Below are 17,756 nucleotides of genomic sequence, written 5' to 3'. Positions count from 1 at the left end.
ATAAGCATGATTGAGAAACCTGTTCCCACAGCCTGTGCCCATGCAGGAAGTGCTGTATACTGAAGGTGGTGAGGACCAGCCCAGATATATACGAAAATTAATGACCAGAAGTGAATAATAGACAGTTTATAGGAGAATACCGGTCTGTCTGCTGCCTTCGGAAGGAAGTAATACATCAAACCTAAAACCGGAGTTGTCAATACGAATGCTACTGCATTGTGACCGTACCACCATTGTACGATAGCGTCTTTTACCCCTGCATATGCTGAATAAGATTTCCAGCCAGTGAATGATAATGGAACTTCTAAATTATTAAAGATATGAAGCATGGCTACTGCAATCCAGGTACCGATATAGAACCAGATGGCTACATACAAGTGTCTTACCCTTCTCTTCGCAATAGTTAAGAACATATTGATCCCGAAAATAATCCATGAGAAAGCGATCAGTATGTCAATCGGCCATTCGTGTTCTGCATATTCTTTAGAGGTGTTGATCCCCATAAAGAATGTGATAAACGTAGCAACGATCATAAGTTGCCATGTCCAGAAATGTAGCCAAGATAATGTATCACTGTACATTCTCGTTTTTAATAATCTCTGTAATGAGTAATAAATACCGGTATAAACGATATTACATACAAATGCCCAGATTACGGTATTGGTATGAAGCATTCTGATTCTACCAAAACCAAATGCACCATGAGTGTTTATTAACCCTTGAATATTGCCTGATGCAAGACTTTTGATGGTGGTATCATCTGTACCGAATAAAAATTCCGGCAATTCCGGGTAGAAAAGCATTAATGCCGCCGTAAGCCCGAACGTAAATCCTATAAGACCGAAAACTAAGGTCGCATAAAGGAACGCACGGACAATACTATTGTCATAACTAAACTTTTGTGTTTCCATATCAACTATTCACTTTTTTCTTCAATTTTATTATTTTCTCCTTTTTCTTTTTCGTCTGATTTGTTGCCAGTATCTTCTTTTTCCTTTATTTCACCGGAGTCAAAGAGAATTCTTACAGCCGGAGATTCATCATCCTCGAACTGTCCTTTCCTGGCGTTGACTATAAAAACGACCAAGAAAATTGCAGCTAAAGAAACACTGCATAGGATCATTAAATATAGAATATCCATTTGACAACAAAATTAACCTATTTTCGGGGTTCAAATTTAGTGAAAAATAATGACATTCATCACGAAATGCGGATTTCAGCTAATTTAAAATCAGTCTAAATAAGGGCTTTTAAGGCTGTTTTTTGAAGTATTTTCTTCCCAGTATCCAGGTTGAAAGTGTGGTGAATGTAACCACCGTTATCGAACTTATTGGCATGAGGATTGCTGCAAAAAGCGGATGCATATGTCCTGTAACTGCGTAACTTAAACCAACGATATTATACAGGAAACTGATTATGAATGTCATTTTCACAATTGTGATCGAACCCTTACAAACATTCAGATAATGGTCGAGACTGACTACTTTTTCACCATTCATAATAACATCTGAAGAAGGAGTAAAGCTGTTGGAATCATCAGAAATGGCAATCCCTACGTTGCTTTGCTTTAGTGCTCCTGCATCATTTAAACCATCTCCAAGCATCGCTACTTTCAGGTTTTGGTCCTGAAGTGTTTTAATATAATTCAGTTTATCCTCAGGGCTTTGATTAAAAGCCATAGCCTGATAATTGGGAATCAAATCCTTCAGCTGATTTTCTTCAGAAGAATTGTCCCCGCTCAGGATAAAGATTTTATAATTTGTAAGTTTTTTGAACAGATCTTTAAGATTTTCCCGGTACTCATTTTTAAAGATAAATTTACCTATAAACTCGTTGTTTTTACTAATGTAAACGGCGGTCTCCAGGTTTTTGGCTTCCTGATTGTTGTATCTTGCAGAACCTATTTTATAAATATTTCCCCTCACATTGGCTTCGTAGCCTTTTCCTGAGATTTCCCGGAAGTTTTCTACCGGAAAATAGCCATCCTGGATTTCTAAAAATTCATACAGGGATTTTGAAAGCGGGTGATTGGAGTTTTTTAATAAAGTCTTGATATTCAGTAAATCAAATTCCTCGATCTCAGATCCTTCGTATTTGATGTTCGATTTCCTCCTGTGAGTGATGGTTCCTGTTTTATCAAAAACGATTGTATTAAGTTTTGCAATTTTCTCGATTGTCAGCGTATCTTTTACATAAAATTTATTCCGGCCCAAGATTCTCATAATGTGTCCGAAAGTAAACGGAGCAGACAAGGCAAGTGCACACGGACAGGCAATAATCAGAATTGCGGAAATCACCTGGAACATTTTTTCAAGATCGATAAATGACCAATAGATCCCTGAAATCAGAGCAATGCCTAAAATGATGAATGTGAAATATTTACTGATATTATTGGTCAGGGTGTCCAATCCGGTTTCATGTTTCTTGAATGCTTCCTTATTCCAAAGCTGGGTTAAATAACTCTGGTCAACATTTTTAATCACTTCAAGCTCCAGGGAAGAGCCGATCTGCTTTCCACCGGCAAAAATTTTATCTCCCGGCTGTTTGCTGATACTTACACTTTCTCCGGTAATAAAGCTGTTGTCAATATTCCCTTCTCCGTTGATCAGAATGGCATCAACGGGGATGATTTCCTGATTTCTTACTAAAATTCTGTCTCCGACTTTGATCTCTGAAAGTAAAATATTTTCCTGCTTACCTTCAAAATCTACCTTCGTAACGGCGATCGGGTAAAATGATTTGTAATCTCTGTCATAGGAAAGTGCATTGTATGTCCTTTTCTGGAAAATCTTACCTAAAAGCATGAAAAATAATAGCCCGCATAAGGTGTCAAAATAACCCGGACCGTAATCTGTCACAACTTCATACACACTTCTTCCGAAAAGCACTAAAATTCCCAGTACAATCGGAACATCAATATTGACGATCTTATTTTTCAGTCCGTACCATGCAGATTTGTAATAATCAGAAGCTGAGTAGAATACAACAGGGCAGGCCAATAAAAACATAAGCGTTCTGAAAAGCCCCTTGTAATGGTCCATCCAATAATCCTCTCCACCCACATATTCAGGGAAGGCAAGGAACATTCCGTTACCAAAAGCAAACGCGGCAATTGCAAATTTTACAAGCAGCGATTTGTCAAGATGATCTACATTTTTATCTGCAGTTTCAAGGCTGATAACAGGCTTATATCCGAGATTAGTTAAAAAATTAGCTAATTCGCTTAATTTTAAATCGTTATGATTGAATGAAACTTGTAAGGTCTTTCTGGTGAAGTTGACCTGAGAATATTTGATGTGCTCGTTTAAAGTATGAAGGCTTTCCAATAGCCATATGCAGGAAGAGCAATGTATTACAGGGATTTTGAAAGTAACCAGACTGGTGTTTCCTTCAGAGAAATCAGTTACTTTTTCGAAAATTTCAGGAGTGTCCAGATAATCAAACTGAGAGGAGTTTTCATCACTGGGACGAATCCCGGCTCTTTTATTTAATTCGTAAAAATTACTTAAATTATTGGTATTCAGAATTTCGTAGACCGATTTACAACCGTTGCAACAGAAAATTTTTTCATCGAAAAGAATTCTTTCCTTTTCTATCCCTTGACCACAATGAAAACAGTTCTCGCTCACCTCCATAAATTATTGACGTACAAAATTATAACAATTTTTTTTGTTTATCGAGTTAAAATGTTCTATTTTTGTGATAAATGTCATAAAAAATGCCGCAGGAACAACAGATCGCGATAGAGGAAAGATTTGCCAGAGTTTTTAATGATAAATCATTTAAAGAAAGACTTTCTAGCACAGATTTTGAAAAATACATTAACGCCAAAAAGAAACTGAGTTTTCAGAAACATGATACTATTTTCGAGGATGGAGAAACCCCGAAAGGAGTGTATGTCCTGGAAAAAGGTGCGGCTAAACTTTCAAAATCCGGAGCTTTCGGGAAAGATCAGATCTTAAGATTTATCAAAGAAGGAGATATCATCGGATACCGTTCTCTGCTTTGCGGGGAAAATTTTCAGGCTAAAGCAGAAGCGATGACAGACATTGACTGTGTTTTTCTTCCTGCAGATGTATTTATGTACCTTCTGGAAGTAGATTCCCAATTGTCATTTGTAATGCTCCAGAAAATCTCATACGAGTTGGGAGAGTCTTCAAATACCATCACATTCCTGGCCCAGAAAACCGTAAGAGAAAGATTAGCGGAAATACTGTTGCTTTTAGAACAGAAATTAGGCGTTGATCCTGAAGGGTTTATTAAGATCTCTTTGACGAGAGAAGAAATTGCCAATATTATCGGGACAGCTACTGAAAGTGCCATTCGTTTAATTTCCGAATTTAAACAGGATAATCTCATCGAAGTAGACGGAAGAAACATTAAAATTCTGAATCACGATAAACTCATGAAACTAGGACACGTAGTTTTATAAAATCATACAAAAACTTAAGTCGGCGCAAGCCGACTTTTTAACTTTTAAAAAATAGATACATTATGTCTGTTCATTCTGAAATTAAAAAAGTTACGACTGAAACCTTGCGTAAAATGAAATTCGACAAGGAAAAGATAACAATGCTTACGGCATACGACTTCACAACAGCTAAAATGGTGGATGCCGGCGGAATTGATGCCGTATTGATCGGAGATTCTGCGGCCAATGTAATGGCAGGTTTTGAAACAACTCTTCCGATCACTTTAGACCAGATGATCTATCACGCCCAGAGTGTGGTAAGAGGGACCGACAGAGCTTTGGTTGTAGCAGACTTACCTTTCGGAACTTATCAGAGTAATCCGGAGAAAGCTTTGGAATCTGCCGTAAGAATGATGAAAGAAGGTGGTGCGCATGCAGTGAAAATCGAAGGTGGAAAAGAGATCTCCAAATCAATAAAGAAAATCATCAATGCCGGAATTCCGGTGATGGGGCATTTAGGGTTGACCCCACAGTCGATCTATAAATTCGGAACCTATAAAGTAAGAGCAAAAGAAGAAGCGGAAGCCGAAAAACTGATCAGCGATGCACAGCTTCTCGAAGAATTAGGATGTTTTTCTGTCGTTCTTGAAAAAATCCCGGCTGAATTAGCTAAAAAAGTAACAGAAAGCATTTCAATCCCAACCATCGGAATCGGAGCCGGAGCTCATTGTGACGGGCAGGTTTTGGTATACCACGATATGGTGGGAATGAATCAGGGTTTCAGCCCGAAATTCTTAAGAAGATATCTTGATCTTTATACGGAAATCACTGGTGCCGTTGCCCAATATGTAAAAGATGTGAAAAACGTAGATTTTCCAAACGAAAAAGAAAGTTACTAATTGATGAAAAACCAACAGACTATACAAGGAGTTATTTCCGTTGTTGCATTGATCTGCCTTGCAGCCGGATGGTTTAATTTCTTCTCTCCGGAGGTCAGCAATATACTTTCCAGAAGAGTATTTTATATCCTGATAGGAATAAGCTTTGCTATTCAGGCTCCTTTTCTTTCAAACAGAAATTTTGTTTACCCGATGTATGCTGCTGCCGCACTTTGTATTATCGGAGCATTTTTACCATTGGAATCAAGATTGGCAGGAATGAAAACATTAGGACTTCTCGGTGGAATTATTTTATCATTATCCAACAGACCCAACAGATAAATGGAGGAACAGATTGTTTATGAAGACAACCATCTTCTGGTGATCAATAAAAAAGTCGGTCAGCTTGTACAGGGAGATAAGACCGGAGATGAATCATTACTGGAGTCAATAAAAAATTTTATAAAAAAAAGAGATGCCAAACCGGGAAATGTTTTTCTCGGTTTGGTGCATCGTATAGACCGACCGACCTCAGGATTGGTGATCTATGCTAAAACTTCCAAAGCGCTTTCCCGACTTACCCAGATGGTGAAAAACCGGGAAATAAAAAAAACGTATTGGGCAGTTGTAGCCAAAGAAATGATTCCTCAAAGTCAAAGGCTGATTCATTATTTAAAGAAAAACGAAAAAAATAACAAAGCGATCGTTTTTCCAAAAGCAACGGATGGTGCCAAAGAAGCCATTTTAACCTATCATGTTATTAAAAGTCTGGATAATTACCTGCTTCTTGAAATTGATCTTGAAACCGGAAGACATCATCAGATTCGGGCACAGCTATCTAAAACCGGAGTTCCGATAAAAGGAGACCTGAAATACGGCGCGGCGCGTTCTAATCCCGATGGCGGAATCAATCTTCATGCTAGAAAACTGGAATTTATTCATCCGGTAACAAAAGAAAACATTCAAATCACAGCTCCTGTCCCGCAAAACGACGCAATCTGGAGAGCCTGTGAAGAATAATTTTGATAATTAATAGCATAAATGATGATCAGGTTTCATTTGTGTTTCATCAGTAAGTGAAACGACTCTGCTTATCTTTAACTTAGATTCTTCTGCTTTATTCTTGTCTAACCTTGCGATAAATTAATTTATATAAAATACAGACTGCTCAAACCCGAAGCAGTCTTTTTTTATTTCAAAATTTTGTCCATTCTAAAAAAATAGCCTAATTTCGTCCCATACTTTAGGGGTGTCTGTAGCAAACAGACTGAGACTTTACCCTTTGAACCTGATCTGGATCATACCAGCGTAGGGAAAAGTGAGATGACTTTTGTTGTACATTCCATTGTACGATCATAGCCATTCCTAAAGTTGATGTAATACAACATAGGAATGGAACTTATAATCAATCACACACGAAAAACTTTTGATGTACTTCCCGAAAATCTGGAAGCATTGATGGCTTTGGAAGCTCCGGGCCGCAAAAAGGGGATTGCTGTTGCACTCAACAACCGCATTATCCCCATATCGTCATGGCCGGATACTCTGCTTCAGGATCAGGATTCAGTTTTAATTATCACTGCCACACAAGGCGGTTAACTCATACCCATTAATACCAAAATTACTTATGGCGCATTCAATTACACGTTCGCCTTTTCCGAACTCTAAGAAAATTTATGTTGAAGGAATATTATATCCTATCAGTGTAGCAATGCGGGAAATACATTTAAGCGCAACAAAGCTTACCAACGGAACGCTTGAGCATAATTCTCCCGTAACCATTTATGATACATCAGGACCTTACACCGATGAAAATGCAGAAATTGACATTTTAAAAGGCCTCCCGAGAATAAGAGAACAATGGATTCTGGACAGGAAAGATGTACATGTTTTAGATCAGATTTCCTCAGAATACGGAAGGACACGTCTGGCAGACTCCCGTCTTGATGAGCTTCGTTTTTCCTATAATCATAAACCGAAAGTAGCAAAAGAAGATCAGGAAGTGACTCAGCTTTTTTATGCAAGACAGGGAATCATTACACCGGAAATGGAATATGTTGCCATCAGGGAAAACCAGCGGATTGAGCAGCTTGAATCGGTTTCAAAAGAAATGTCTTCCCAGCACACCGGAAACAGCTTTGGAGCAAACACCCCTAAAAATAAGATTACTCCCGAATTTGTAAGAGACGAAATCGCAGCCGGAAGAGCAATCATTCCCAATAATATCAATCATCCTGAGAGTGAGCCGATGATCATCGGGCGGAATTTTCTGGTGAAAATAAATGCAAATATCGGAAACAGCGCAGTTTCATCAAGCATCGAGGAAGAAGTGGAAAAAGCAGTCTGGGCATGCCGTTGGGGAGCAGATACGATTATGGATTTATCTACCGGAAAAAATATACATGAAACAAGAGAATGGATCATCAGAAACAGCCCGGTGCCGATTGGAACCGTCCCGATTTACCAGGCTCTGGAAAAAGTAAAAGGAGTTCCTGAAGACCTGACTTGGGAAATTTTTAAAGATACCTTAATAGAACAGGCTGAGCAGGGAGTTTCTTACTTTACAATTCATGCCGGAGTTTTGCTGAGATATATTCACCTGACAGCTAACCGCGTAACGGGAATTGTTTCCAGAGGCGGATCTATTATGGCAAAATGGTGCCTTTATCATCACAAAGAAAATTTTCTGTATACCCATTTCGAGGAGATTTGTGAAATTATGAAGAAATATGATGTCGCTTTTTCTCTGGGTGATGGTCTTCGCCCCGGTTCTATTGCAGATGCCAACGATGCGGCACAGTTTGCAGAGCTGGAAACTTTGGGCGAGCTGACAAAAATCGCATGGAAACATAATGTACAGGTGATGATAGAAGGTCCCGGGCATGTGCCGATGCATATGATCAAGGAAAATATGGACAAGCAGCTGAAAGAATGTCATGAAGCACCGTTTTATACATTAGGACCACTGACTACAGATATCGCTCCGGGTTATGATCATATCACTTCCGGGATAGGAGCGGCGATGATTGGCTGGTTCGGATGTGCCATGCTTTGTTATGTAACCCCGAAAGAACACTTAGGACTTCCGAATAAAAAAGATGTAAAAGACGGGGTAATTACCTACAAGCTGGCGGCTCATGCTGCAGACCTGGCAAAAGGGCATCCAGGAGCGCAATACAGAGACAATGCTTTAAGTAAAGCCAGGTTTGAATTCAGATGGGAAGATCAGTTTAACCTTTCTTTAGATCCGGATACCGCAAGAGCTTATCATGATGAAACACTGCCTGCAGAAGGGGCTAAAATCGCTCATTTCTGCTCAATGTGCGGACCTAAATTCTGCTCGATGAAAATCACCCAGGAAATAAGGGAATCAGCAGAAAAAGGAATGCTTGATAAATCAATGGAGTTTATCGAAAGCGGAAAAGAAATTTATCTGTGATCATCGTGATAACGCCGGAAGAATGTCTCCCTGATGAAACAAAGCATATCAATGAGATGTTTCCGGAAGGGCTGGATATACTTCATGTGAGAAAACCTCTGATAAGCAAGCAGGAGATGGAAGTTTTTTTGAATAGGATTGATGAAAATTTTCTCTCACAAGTGGTATTGCACAGTCATTTTGAACTGGCTTCAAAATATGATATTTCCAGGTTACATATCAGAGAAGCTGATCGGCAGAATAAAATATACCAGGAATATATTCAGGATTATATGCTGTCTACTTCTGTGCATGATATTCAGGCTTTTAATGCTTTGGATGATCATTGGGAATATGCATTCTTAAGTCCGTTTTATCCGAGTATCTCTAAAAAAGGGTATGGTGATGATACGACAATCCGGGAAGAATGCAGACAACGGAATAACCGGAATGTAAAATTAATTGCTTTAGGTGGAATTAATGAAACAAACTGTAGTGAATTGCTTCCTGAAAATATCGATGGAATCGCTCTGTTGGGAGCGGTGTGGCAGGATAACCGTCCTGTGGAAGTTTTCAGGAAATGCAGGAATATAATGACCATTCAAAATTGATCATGGAAAAAATACAATATATCTCTCAGGGAAATACAAGAGAAGAGCAGGAATTGAATATCCGTAAAGCACTTGATGCCGGCGTACAATGGGTTCAGGTACGCTGGAAAAATGCTTCTGAAAGTGCACTCGAAGAACTTTGTGTTAAAGCACAGCTACTGTGTTCAGAATATCAGGCAGTTTGCATCATTAATGATCATGTACAGCTGGCTAAAAAAATTGATGCTGACGGTGTGCATTTGGGACTTGATGATACTTCGGTACTTGAAGCGAGACAAATTCTCGGAAAGAATAAAATAATCGGTGGAACAGCGAATACAATAACAGATGTACTTCAGAGAATAGAAGAGCAATGTGATTACATCGGATTGGGACCATTAAGATTCACAGATACAAAAGAAAAACTGAGTCCTGTTTTAGGATTTGAAGGGTATCAGCAGATTCTTCGGGATCTGGAAAAATCGTCGATCAGTATTCCAAAAATCTATGCAATAGGAGGAGTTGTTTTAAACGATATAGAATTATTACAGCAAACCGGAATTTACGGAGTGGCTGTTTCCGGGCAGATTACCCGCCAGCCAACCATTGTAAAAGAATTTATAAAACTCATGAAATGAATCAGAAACTAACAATAGCAGACAGAATTTTTGAATCCAGGCTTTTTCTGGGAACCGGGAAGTTTGGAAATTTAGCGGAAATGACCCAATCAATCATAGCTTCAGAAACAGACATGGTAACGATGGCATTAAAAAGAATAGATACCGGCTCGTCTGAAGATGACCTGTTAAATGCTTTGAAACCAACAAAAACCCATCTTTTGCCCAATACTTCAGGTGCCCGTACTGCGAAAGAAGCAGTATTGGCTGCCCAGTTGGCAAGAGAAGCTTTGGAAACCAACTGGGTGAAATTGGAAATTCATCCCGATCCGAAATATTTATTGCCCGATCCGATTGAAACCCTGTATGCCACAGAAGAGCTGGCCAAACTTGGTTTTATCGTCATGCCTTACATTCATGCAGACCCGGTGCTGTGCAAACGCCTGGAAAATGCAGGGACAGCAGTCGTGATGCCTTTAGGAGCTCCAATTGGAACGAATAAAGGACTTCGAACGCTTGATTTTTTAGAAATTATTATCAGCCAGAGCAATGTTCCGGTTGTGGTAGATGCAGGAATAGGAGCGCCTTCGGATGCTGCAAAGGCAATGGAAATCGGAGCTGATGCCGTTTTGGTGAATACAGCTATTGCCGTGGCAAAAGATCCCGTGAATATGGCATTGGCATTTAAAGAAGGCGTTATTGCAGGAAGAAGAGCTTATGAATCAGGATTAGGAGTGATCAATCAGCATGCTGAAGCTTCCAGTCCGCTAACTTCTTTTTTGTTTGAATAAGATGGGTTATGATGAAGTTTGATGAGGTTTTTAAGAAATACCATTGGGAAGAAATAAAACTGAAACTTGAAAATGTCACCCTGTCTGATGTAGAATACAGCCTGCAGAAAAAGCAGAAAACAGTAGATGACTTTTTAAATCTGATTTCAGAAGCTGCGGCTCCAAAACTGGAGGTAATGGCGAATATGGCACAATCAATTACCCGGAAACGTTTCGGTAAAACCATCCAGCTTTACGCACCACTGTATCTCAGCAATGAATGTCAGAATATCTGTACCTACTGTGGTTTCAGTTTAGATAATAAGCTTAAAAGGAAAACCCTTTCTGATACGGAGATCATCATAGAAGCAACGGTGCTTAAATCAATGGGCGTTAATCATGTGCTACTGGTAAGCGGAGAAGCGAATAAAACCGTTGGAATCTCTTACTTTCTCAATGCTGTCCGTTTATTGAAACCTCATTTTGCCAATATCTCAATAGAAGTGCAGCCTTTATCAGAAGAAGAATATGAGTGGCTGCATCAGGAAGGAGTACATTCTGTGCTGGTTTATCAGGAAACTTATCATCAGGAAGTCTATAAACATTACCATCCGAAAGGAAAGAAATCAAACTTTGATTTTCGCCTTGAAACACCAGACAGAATCGGAAAGGCAGGAATTCATAAAATAGGTTTAGGTGTTTTGCTGGGGCTGGAAGACTGGAGAGTAGATAGTTTCTTTAATGCTTTACATATTGATTATCTGCAAAAACAATATTGGCAGAGCCGTTTCTCTGTGTCGTTTCCGAGGCTCAGGCCAGCGGAAGGAATTATTGAACCTAATTTTATCATGGAAGACAAAGACCTTTTACAGCTAATCTGTGCCTACAGAATCTGGAATGAAGATCTTGAAATATCAATTTCAACCAGAGAAAATGAAAAGTTCAGAAATCATATTGTGTCTTTAGGGGCAACAGCCATGAGTGCAGGATCAAAAACCAATCCGGGAGGATATGCAGTTGACAAGCAGTCTCTGGAACAGTTTGAAACCAGTGATGAAAGAAGCATGAATACGATAAGGCAAATGATCAAATCCGCGGGATATGATCCTGTAATGAAAGACTGGGATTCGGTGTATAACGGATTTAAATAATTGACAATGAAAAATGAAGATCTTTTTTCAAGATACAGCCGCCAGATATTTATTGACGAAATAGGTATGGAAGGGCAGAGAAAAATCAGAGATGCAAAAGTACTTGTCGTTGGCGCCGGAGGGTTGGGAAGCCCTGTGATTCAATATCTGGCAGCAGCAGGAGTGGGTACTCTGGGCATTGTAGATTTTGACACCGTAGAATTGCATAATTTAAACCGGCAGGTTGTTCACAATGAGTATAGTGTAGGAATTTCAAAGGTAAAAAGTGCTGAAAAGTTTGTGGAGTTGCTTAATCATCAGGTAAACTGTATCGGAATTGAAGAAAAAATAGAAAGTTCCAATGCAGAAAAAATTCTTTCACAATACGATATTATTGTCGATGGCTCAGATAATTTCACCAGCAGGTATCTTATCAACGATATAAGTGTAAAAATAAATAAACCTTTGGTCTATGGAAGTATCCTGGGTTTTTCAGGTCAAGTGGCTGTTTTCAACTATAAAGGAAGTAAAAATTTAAGAGATCTTTTTCCCGAACCACCATTTAATGAAGAGGTTCCCGATTGTGACAGCCTTGGAGTGCTGGGCTCATTACCCGGGATCATCGGAAGTATGATGGCGCATCAGGCTTTGAAAATAATCACAGAGCTGCCCGTTACGGTCAATCGGATCACATTGATAGATACTTTAAACTGGAGATTTCAGAATCTGGATTTTTAAATTATATTGTTTTAAAAGTTCGGCGGCGGGCAAAGCCCGCCGCCGAACTTAAGTAATATTGAAAATGAATTACTGCCCCTGCTGCATTACTCCGCCGTTATCTTCTTTCTTAGTGCTGTTTAAGATATTCGGGGCTTCTTTGGCCAATTTGTTTTTCTTTGGAATTTTATAATTGATGGATAATCCGAAATTTCTCGTGCTATATTTTAAAGCTTAGACATTCTTTATATTCTGTTAGACAAAAAATGAATTTTGTCATTTTTATTTATTTCAGTGAAGAAAACTCAGTGAAATCATATTCTGCGGAAGAGGTAAAAAGCTGCCGTAATATTGCTGCATGGCCATTTCCGGCAATCACAAGAATTCTGTCTTCACCATTGTGAGGAATGTTTTGAATATTGCGAAACATTCTCAGATTTCTGCTGTACCAATAAAGCGCAAGCATATCTGCACCGTCATATTCTCTCAGTTTGAAATCACCACTCAAATAAGCTCCGTATCCGTATTGATGGCTTTCTTTGGAATTCATATAAGTAAAAGTGTCTAAGAGAGATTTGAAATTTTTAGGCTCAGAACTCTTGTAGAAGGCAATAAACTGTTGAGATATCGGATCATCACTTCTGAAATCATAATCCTTACTGAGGTCTTTAAAAAATGCAGAATCAGTTTTCCCAAACTGTTTTTCAAGGTCATCCAGAACAGATTCAGCGTCAATGCTAAACAATTCGTTTATTTTAAGCTCATTGGCTATTCTCATAGCCAGCTGATAACGCTCATCTCTTTTGTCGCGGTGTTTACCTTCATTGTATTCCTTCAGCTTTTGATTGGCATTCCAGCTTGGCCAGGCTTCAATTGCAATCTTTGTTGGTTTAAATTTTTTGATATATTCTACAAGTTCTGTGACTTCTTTTGCTGTTTTGGGAGAAAGTACATCTATCTGATCTTCCTTATTGATTTTATGGGCATCCAGATTAGGATAATCAAAATGAAATGAGCCGACAACCAAAACTTTCGTCTTTGAATTTGTAAAATAATCTGAAGGCTTTTTTTGAGCAAATACTGAGGTAGAAAGGCATATAAGAAAAATATAAATAAAAGTTTTCATAAGTTTATTTTTTTAAAATTAGTATTAAATTATTGTGCACGGTTTTTCTCTTCGAAATTCACCGCTCTGTTATTTGATTTTATTTTCTGGTTTCCAAAATTATAAGTGATGCTGAGCGTCATTCTTCGGGCGTCCCAATAGTTGTTGAATGACTGTGTATTATCTGTAAAATACATATCAGCCTTAAGTCCGGACTGCCTGAAAATATCGCTTACCGAAAGATTGATCTGAAGAGCTTTTTCCACAAAGCTCATTTTGATTCCTACATCAAAGCTTGCCTTGTTCCTTACAGAAAGATACCCGTCCCTGGATGGCAGATTATTCCAGTAGTTGATAAATAACATGAATGTTTTAGCCTTATTTAATTGAAATGTATTGTTGAGGGAATAATAAAACGACTGCCCGTTCTTAGGAACTAAATTGAACTGTGTAATCTGAGTCTCATTATAGCTGAACGAAGTGGAGATATTGCTTTCCCAGATTTTGAAGAAAGTATCTGTATAATTCAGATTGATCCCGTAAATATTCTGATTGTAGTAATTTTCATAAGTGCTGGTAAGATCAATGCCGTTCAGAAATGAAATCTGGTCAAAATTATTTGTTGTTCTCTGGTAATATAGCTGGGCAGAAAATTTATTTTTAAAAATATAGTTGAGTTCGATATTATGATTAAAAGAAGGCTGCAGGCTCGGATTTCCCGAATAATAGGTGTTCGGATTGGAATACCACCGGAAAGGATCTAAAGCCTGGAAATAAGGGCGGTTGATTCTCCGGGAATAATTAATGCTGAACTGATTGTTATTATTGGCTTTATAAGACAGATAGGCTGTTGGGAAAAACTTACCGTAATTGTTTTCGGACTGAGATTGCGTAGTAGGTGAGAATCCGTTGGTTTGTGTATATTCATAACGAAGGCCTGCCTTGACAGACCATTTTTCGCCAAGATCTTTACTGGCACTCAGATAGGCAGCATAATTCTTTTCATCATAATCAAACTGATTACTTCTGGCAGGATCCATAATATAATCACCATCGATTAAATTGAAATATCCAATGTCCGAATTATTGGAAAACTGACTGTATTTAGCTCCGGTTTCCAGTTGGATTTTTTTGAAATTTAATGTTAAATCTGCCTGACCGGAATATATTTTATAATCCACAGATGAAAGATTTCTTACCACTTGTGTTGAATTGTTGGCAATATTTCTTGTAGTAAAATTAACTTCAGTATCCGGAAGGTTTCCATAATAATTGGCGCCCAGGCTTAGCTTATGCTCTCCTAATTTCTGGTCAAGGTATAAATTCAGCATTTGTGAAGTAAAAGTAGAACGGTGCCTTGAATCTGTATCTGTTTGTAAAATGGGGGTATTGTTGGTGAAATAGTTTTGTTTTGAGCTGATATCCATATCATAATGTCCCTTCGAAATATCATATACCAGTCCTACATTGGAATTTTTAGTGAGAGAATAATCAAAATTGGCATTCAGACCCAATCCGTCATTCATATCCCTTCTTTCATTTATGTTTACAGAGGAATTTTCACCTGTTATTTTATAATTTTCTACTGATCTTTTGTGGCCATCGTATCCCATCAGTTTTACAGAAGCTTTTATTTTTTCATTCTGATAGTTTGCTCCTGCCACTGTACTGAACGCTGCATATGTTTTTTGAGTATAATCGGTGTTGAGGTAACCATTCCATCCAAGATTCTGGTTTTTTTTAAGAACGATATTGATAATTCCACTGTTGCCCTGAGCTTCATATTTAGCAGGAGGAGTGGTAATCACTTCAATTTTCAGAATATTTTCAGAGCGCAGATTTCGAAGGTAGTTGATCAACTCTGACCCGGAAAGATTAAGCATCCGGTCATTGACCATTACAGAAACTCCATTTTTCCCCGCTATGGAAAGAAGACCTTTATTTTCATCTACCTGTAATAAAGGAGTGCCGGCAAGAACCTCAGTTCCGGAACTTCCTTGTGAAAGCATAGAATTCTGAACATTGTAAACAAGACGATCCACTTTACGCTCTACCAGATTCTTTTTACCATTCACAGTAACCGTTTCTATTTTGTAGACTTTGGCGGTGTCTTTGGTCTGTGCTGCTGAAAAGAAACAAACCAGGGATGTTATAAATAAAATGTGTTTTTTCATATTATAAATGACAGATTAAATGATAATTATATTACATTTCTCAGACAAAAATATGGGATGAGAGTTGTTGGTAAAACAGTTTTTAGATGAAATGCGGAATTCTGTGTATCAAATAAATTTCGTCGGAAAAAAACAGGTTTTTGTCGAAAACGATCGATGAATTATGCCTTTAGAGATTTATATTTGAATATGAATAAAAAGCAAATTATCTGGCTTCAAATTATTTACTGGGGGTTCGATTTTATAGGAACTGTCATTACTCCTAATTTTTTTGTCCCGGAGACCAACCGTCGTGAAATACACATTCTGAGGATTACATTTTTTATTGTAAAAATCAGCACATTTTATATTTCGTATTTCTTTATTTTTCCAAAGGTTTTTAAACTTGAGAAATTGTATTCGGCAGTTTTCGTTTTTATACTGACTCTGCTGTGTTTTGCCAGTATGAGATATGCTTTGGAAGAATTGATCCTGCCTCCTACTCTTGGCTTTCGCAATTATGATGAAAATATAGGGCTTCTCTACTATTTGTTCGATAATATATACAATAGCTCTCTGACTACTTTTATTGCCGGCATTTTATGGATACTCGAGAAATATGGTGTGGCTGAAAATGATAAAAAGCAACTTCTGATCGAAAAGAAACAGGCAGAACTTCAGGCGCTGAAAACCCAGATCAATCCTCATTTTATTTTTAATTCTTTAAATAATATCTACTCGCTTGTCTATCAGAAATCAGATAAAGCCCTCCCTGCTATTGAAGAGCTTGGACAATTGTTGAGGTACAGCACAAAAGATCTTGAAAAAGACACCATTTCTCTGGATAAGGAAATTGGATATATTGACAGCCTTATCGCTCTGGAGAAGCTTAGGATCAGAAATCCGGAACTGTTGATCATTGAGAAGAATATACAGCATCCTCATCTGAAGATTTCCCCGATGCTGCTGGTTCCTTTTGTGGAGAATGCTTTTAAGCACGGCGATTTTCGTGATAAAGGTTTTAAAATGAAAATCTCAGGTCATGATGAGGTTTTGCACTTTTACCTTTTTAACTATAAAACACAAAAAATGAAAGATATAGTATCCGGAATTGGTATTCAGAATGTGAAGAAAAGACTGGAAATATTATATCCCAAACATGACCTTGAGATCAAAGATTCAGAAACGGAATTTATTGTAGATTTAAAAATTGATTTAAGAAATGAATAAGATAAAATGCATCATTGTAGATGACGAGTCATTGGCAATCTCTCTTTTGGAACATTATGTAGAAAAAATTCCTTTTCTTGAACTGGTTTTTTCTACAGAGGATCCGATACATGCTTTGGAATATCTGCAGAAAAATGATTCAGACCTTATCTTTCTGGATATTCAGATGCCGGAGCTTACAGGAATCAATTTTATGAAAATTTTGGGTGACCGGCAAAAATATATTCTGACGACAGCCTACTCGGAATACGCATTGGAAGGATATGAACATAATATTGTAGATTATCTTCTGAAGCCGATTTCTTTTGAAAGGTTTCAGAAAAGTGCATTGAAGGCTCAGGAACGTTTTTCATTTCAGGAAAATAATGCGGAATCACATTTTTTCGTTAAATCATCCGGACAGTTGCACCGGATCAATTTTAATGATATTTTTTATATTGAAAGTATTAAAGATTACGTGAATATCAGAACTGCCACAGAAGAGTATATCGTTCTGGATACCCTCAAATCACTGGAGCAGCAGCTTAATGAAAAATCTTTCGCAAGAATCCACAAATCATATATTATTAATCTGAACCAGATTAAAAGTCTGGATATTAAAAAAGTCACTCTTTTTTCAGATAAGGAAATTCCCATAGGAGAAAGTTACAGACCCAATCTTTTAAATAAAATCAAATAGAAATCTCAAATAAAAAAAGCAACTCCAATCGAAGTTGCTTTTTTATGATTAAATAAGT

At 37.9% G+C, this 17,756-nt stretch carries 18 protein-coding genes and 1 riboswitch; of the genes, 13 read left to right on the top strand and 5 right to left on the bottom strand.

The annotated features are described in order from the left end of the window. From AB8P06_RS18280 to AB8P06_RS18270, 3 genes are all read right to left on the bottom strand, one after another. Window positions 1-911, bottom strand: a 911-nt coding sequence (locus tag AB8P06_RS18280) for a cbb3-type cytochrome c oxidase subunit I (protein ID WP_369843684.1), incomplete at its 3' end; no start/stop codon positions are given. A gap of 5 nt (window positions 912-916) precedes the next feature. Beyond that, a complete protein-coding gene (ccoS, locus tag AB8P06_RS18275) occupies window positions 917-1,141 on the bottom strand; it encodes a cbb3-type cytochrome oxidase assembly protein CcoS (protein ID WP_007844171.1) in 225 nt (74 codons plus the stop codon). Window positions 1,142-1,250: 109 nt separating this feature from the next. Next, window positions 1,251-3,629 carry a heavy metal translocating P-type ATPase gene (locus AB8P06_RS18270; RefSeq protein WP_369843686.1) on the bottom strand — a complete coding sequence of 793 codons (2,379 nt, stop codon included), beginning with the start codon at window positions 3,627-3,629 and terminating at the stop codon, window positions 1,251-1,253. A gap of 89 nt (window positions 3,630-3,718) precedes the next feature. Between AB8P06_RS18270 and AB8P06_RS18265 the strand changes: the two genes are divergently transcribed. The 11 genes from AB8P06_RS18265 to AB8P06_RS18215 all read left to right on the top strand — a co-directional run bounded on the left by AB8P06_RS18265 (window position 3,719) and on the right by AB8P06_RS18215 (window position 12,552). Continuing rightward, the gene (locus AB8P06_RS18265; RefSeq protein WP_369843682.1) at window positions 3,719-4,432 is read left to right on the top strand and encodes a Crp/Fnr family transcriptional regulator; all 714 of its coding nucleotides are present in this window, start codon (window positions 3,719-3,721) and stop codon (window positions 4,430-4,432) included. 62 nt (window positions 4,433-4,494) lie between these two features. Then, window positions 4,495-5,310: a 3-methyl-2-oxobutanoate hydroxymethyltransferase gene (gene panB, locus AB8P06_RS18260; RefSeq protein ID WP_369843680.1), complete on the top strand. Its 816-nt coding sequence runs from the start codon at window positions 4,495-4,497 to the stop codon at window positions 5,308-5,310. A gap of 3 nt (window positions 5,311-5,313) precedes the next feature. Then, window positions 5,314-5,631, top strand: a complete 318-nt coding sequence (locus AB8P06_RS18255; protein WP_369843678.1) for a hypothetical protein — start codon at window positions 5,314-5,316, stop codon at window positions 5,629-5,631. After that, complete coding sequence (locus AB8P06_RS18250; RefSeq protein WP_369843677.1) at window positions 5,632-6,309, top strand: RluA family pseudouridine synthase; 678 nt, start codon at window positions 5,632-5,634, stop codon at window positions 6,307-6,309. A 215-nt stretch (window positions 6,310-6,524) separates the two neighbouring features. Further along, a riboswitch (TPP riboswitch) is annotated at window positions 6,525-6,621 on the top strand. Between the two features lie 60 nt (window positions 6,622-6,681). Further along, a complete protein-coding gene (thiS, locus tag AB8P06_RS18245) occupies window positions 6,682-6,888 on the top strand; it encodes a sulfur carrier protein ThiS (protein WP_369843675.1) in 207 nt (68 codons plus the stop codon). Between the two features lie 28 nt (window positions 6,889-6,916). Beyond that, entirely contained in the window at window positions 6,917-8,728 is a 1,812-nt protein-coding gene (thiC, locus tag AB8P06_RS18240) for a phosphomethylpyrimidine synthase ThiC (RefSeq protein WP_369843673.1), read from the top strand. Continuing rightward, window positions 8,725-9,318 carry a thiamine phosphate synthase gene (locus tag AB8P06_RS18235; RefSeq protein ID WP_369843671.1) on the top strand — a complete coding sequence of 198 codons (594 nt, stop codon included), beginning with the start codon at window positions 8,725-8,727 and terminating at the stop codon, window positions 9,316-9,318. Before thiC ends, AB8P06_RS18235 begins: the two co-directional genes overlap by 4 nt. A 2-nt stretch (window positions 9,319-9,320) precedes the next feature. Next, the gene (locus AB8P06_RS18230; protein WP_369843669.1) at window positions 9,321-9,935 is read left to right on the top strand and encodes a thiamine phosphate synthase; all 615 of its coding nucleotides are present in this window, start codon (window positions 9,321-9,323) and stop codon (window positions 9,933-9,935) included. After that, window positions 9,932-10,705 carry a thiazole synthase gene (locus tag AB8P06_RS18225; protein WP_369843667.1) on the top strand — a complete coding sequence of 258 codons (774 nt, stop codon included), beginning with the start codon at window positions 9,932-9,934 and terminating at the stop codon, window positions 10,703-10,705. The genes AB8P06_RS18230 and AB8P06_RS18225 overlap by 4 nt, the downstream gene beginning before the upstream one ends. Window positions 10,706-10,713: 8 nt before the next feature. Then, a complete protein-coding gene (gene thiH, locus AB8P06_RS18220) occupies window positions 10,714-11,835 on the top strand; it encodes a 2-iminoacetate synthase ThiH (protein WP_369843665.1) in 1,122 nt (373 codons plus the stop codon). 6 nt (window positions 11,836-11,841) lie between these two features. Then, entirely contained in the window at window positions 11,842-12,552 is a 711-nt protein-coding gene (locus AB8P06_RS18215) for a HesA/MoeB/ThiF family protein (RefSeq protein WP_369843663.1), read from the top strand. A 265-nt stretch (window positions 12,553-12,817) separates the two neighbouring features. On the opposite strand, the gene AB8P06_RS18210 is transcribed toward AB8P06_RS18215, so the two are convergent. Both AB8P06_RS18210 and AB8P06_RS18205 read right to left on the bottom strand, forming a co-directional pair. Next, on the bottom strand, window positions 12,818-13,657 hold the full coding sequence (locus tag AB8P06_RS18210; protein ID WP_369843661.1) for a DUF5694 domain-containing protein: 840 nt from the start codon (window positions 13,655-13,657) through the stop codon (window positions 12,818-12,820). A 29-nt stretch (window positions 13,658-13,686) separates the two neighbouring features. Then, entirely contained in the window at window positions 13,687-15,810 is a 2,124-nt protein-coding gene (locus AB8P06_RS18205) for a TonB-dependent receptor domain-containing protein (RefSeq protein WP_369843660.1), read from the bottom strand. Between the two features lie 189 nt (window positions 15,811-15,999). Between AB8P06_RS18205 and AB8P06_RS18200 the strand changes: the two genes are divergently transcribed. Both AB8P06_RS18200 and AB8P06_RS18195 read left to right on the top strand, forming a co-directional pair. After that, the gene (locus AB8P06_RS18200; RefSeq protein WP_369843659.1) at window positions 16,000-17,019 is read left to right on the top strand and encodes a sensor histidine kinase; all 1,020 of its coding nucleotides are present in this window, start codon (window positions 16,000-16,002) and stop codon (window positions 17,017-17,019) included. Beyond that, window positions 17,012-17,698 carry a LytR/AlgR family response regulator transcription factor gene (locus AB8P06_RS18195; RefSeq protein ID WP_369843658.1) on the top strand — a complete coding sequence of 229 codons (687 nt, stop codon included), beginning with the start codon at window positions 17,012-17,014 and terminating at the stop codon, window positions 17,696-17,698. The genes AB8P06_RS18200 and AB8P06_RS18195 overlap by 8 nt, the downstream gene beginning before the upstream one ends. Window positions 17,699-17,756 lie beyond the last annotated feature (58 nt).

Origin of the sequence: Chryseobacterium tongliaonense, from assembly GCF_041224435.1 — a bacterium.
GTDB lineage: Bacteria > Bacteroidota > Bacteroidia > Flavobacteriales > Weeksellaceae > Chryseobacterium > Chryseobacterium tongliaoense.
Note: the sequence above shows the minus strand (reverse complement) of the source record. Positions and strands in the feature narration are given on the sequence as shown.